The sequence below is a fragment of the Aminobacter sp. J44 genome (assembly GCF_007829415.1).
Classification (GTDB): Bacteria; Pseudomonadota; Alphaproteobacteria; order Rhizobiales; family Rhizobiaceae; genus Aerobium.
Map to the genome: position 1 here is coordinate 1 of NZ_VLJG01000084.1, position 1,607 is coordinate 1,607.

At 64.3% G+C, this 1,607-nt stretch carries 1 protein-coding gene; it reads left to right on the forward strand.

Annotated elements, in window-relative coordinates:
* Nucleotides 1-345: 345 nt before the first annotated feature.
* The gene (locus L610_RS20775; RefSeq protein ID WP_256366569.1) at nt 346-474 is read left to right on the forward strand and encodes a hypothetical protein; all 129 of its coding nucleotides are present in this window, start codon (nt 346-348) and stop codon (nt 472-474) included.
* Nucleotides 475-1,607 lie beyond the last annotated feature (1,133 nt).

Here is a 1,607-nt window from a genome sequence, read left to right on the forward strand (position 1 = left end):
ATTGCCCGGCGCTCCGGCTCGAAGAAGGTCGCCATCATCGCCGTCGCCCGAAAGCTCGTCACTGTGCTCAACGCCATGCTCCGGGACGGCAAAGCCTTCGCATGACAAAACACAGTTGCCATGCCTGACCGGTGAGGCGAACCAGCGAGACATAAAGCGCACCGCCCGGGATCGTCGCGGTTAGCGCTCCACGAGCCCCCTCCGGCGCTTCGCGCCACCTCCCCCATAAATGGGGTAGGATCCGCAGATTGCGGTTCGTGTCGTTTTCTGCAAAGCCTTTCGAGGTCGTACCGCGCCGCAGGCCTATGTCACCGTTCTGGCATGGATGGTCGGTCAAGCCGTGGCATGACGAAGAGGAGAGGCGGGAAGGGAGCAGGAAGACGAGCAGCTCTTGCGGAGGGCGCGGCGGACGTGATTGTCTCCGACATTCTTCCCATCGTCATCGTCGGGCTTGACCCGACGATCCACGCCTGAACCGAGACGCCTTGCCGACGGGTGAGGACGGGCAACCTGCTGCTCCCCAACGGTTCGGACTCTCACCAGCCCTCCGCCGCCTTCGCCGCTAGCTCCCCCGCGCTGTGGGGGAGGATCCGCGTGGTGCGTTTCATGCGCGAGGCGCATAACTGGTAGCGATCACCCACGAAGCGGGGAGGGAGGAGAACATGGGCAAGCGCGAGAAGCATTTACGGAGGACACGGCGCCCTTGATTTTCACTGCCGGTCTTCCCTTCGTCATCGTCGGGCCTGACCCGACGATCCATGCCTGAACCGGGACGTCTTGTCGACGGGTAAGAACGCGCACCTGCCGCTCCCGACGCTTCGGAACTCGCGCAAGCAGCGCCGCCGCGGATCCTCCCCCACAAGTGGGGGAGGGGACCATGCGAAGCATGGTGGAGGGGGCGTGACGGAGCGGGACGGTGACGTCTGGCGTAACGCGTCCGTCCGCAGCAACGATTCTCGTCCGGCATTAGACGCAGTAGGGGCCTTTCTCACCCCACCGGCGCCGGCGCCCTAGGAGCCCCCTCCGGCGCTTCGCGCCACCTCCCCCACTTCGTGGGGGAGGATCCGTGTCTTCGCGCTTCAGGAGCGTAGCGTTCTGCAGGAGATGGAGAGCTCGATGGCAGCCTGTTAGGCCATACGTGATCCGCAGCACATCAGCCTACAATCCAGATTCCCATCAAACCCGCTCACAGATGAAGCCAGCTTCGCGCCACCTCCCCCGCGCTGCGGGGGAGGATCCGGGGGCGTGCCTTCATGGATCGTGGAGTGTCACAGGCAATGATTGCGGTGCGCAGCGGCATGAGGGCAGGGGCGCTGAAGCCACGATGCGCAGCTGGCAAGAAGCGTAGTGGCGGTGAGATTTCGAGGCCGATCCAGTCGGATCCTCCCCTCACTTGTGGGGGAGGGGGACCATGCGAAGCATGGTGGAGGGGACGTGACGGAGGGCCAATTGCCGGCCCGTCCCGGAAAGGACCGTTCCCCCAAACAAAAAAGGGAGGCGCCGGGGCGCCTCCCTTCAGACTGCTGACAAACCTCTGGCTTCGGCCGGAGGTTTTTGATTCAGTGGGGCATGCTGAAGAAGCCTGCTCCCGAACAGACGGCGCTCGA

What these genes read in the sequence shown, in the direction of transcription:
- L610_RS20775 (WP_256366569.1), top strand. Translation starts at nt 346, where the DNA reads ATGACGAAGAGGAGAGGCGGGAAGGGAGCAGGAAGACGAGCAGCTCTT.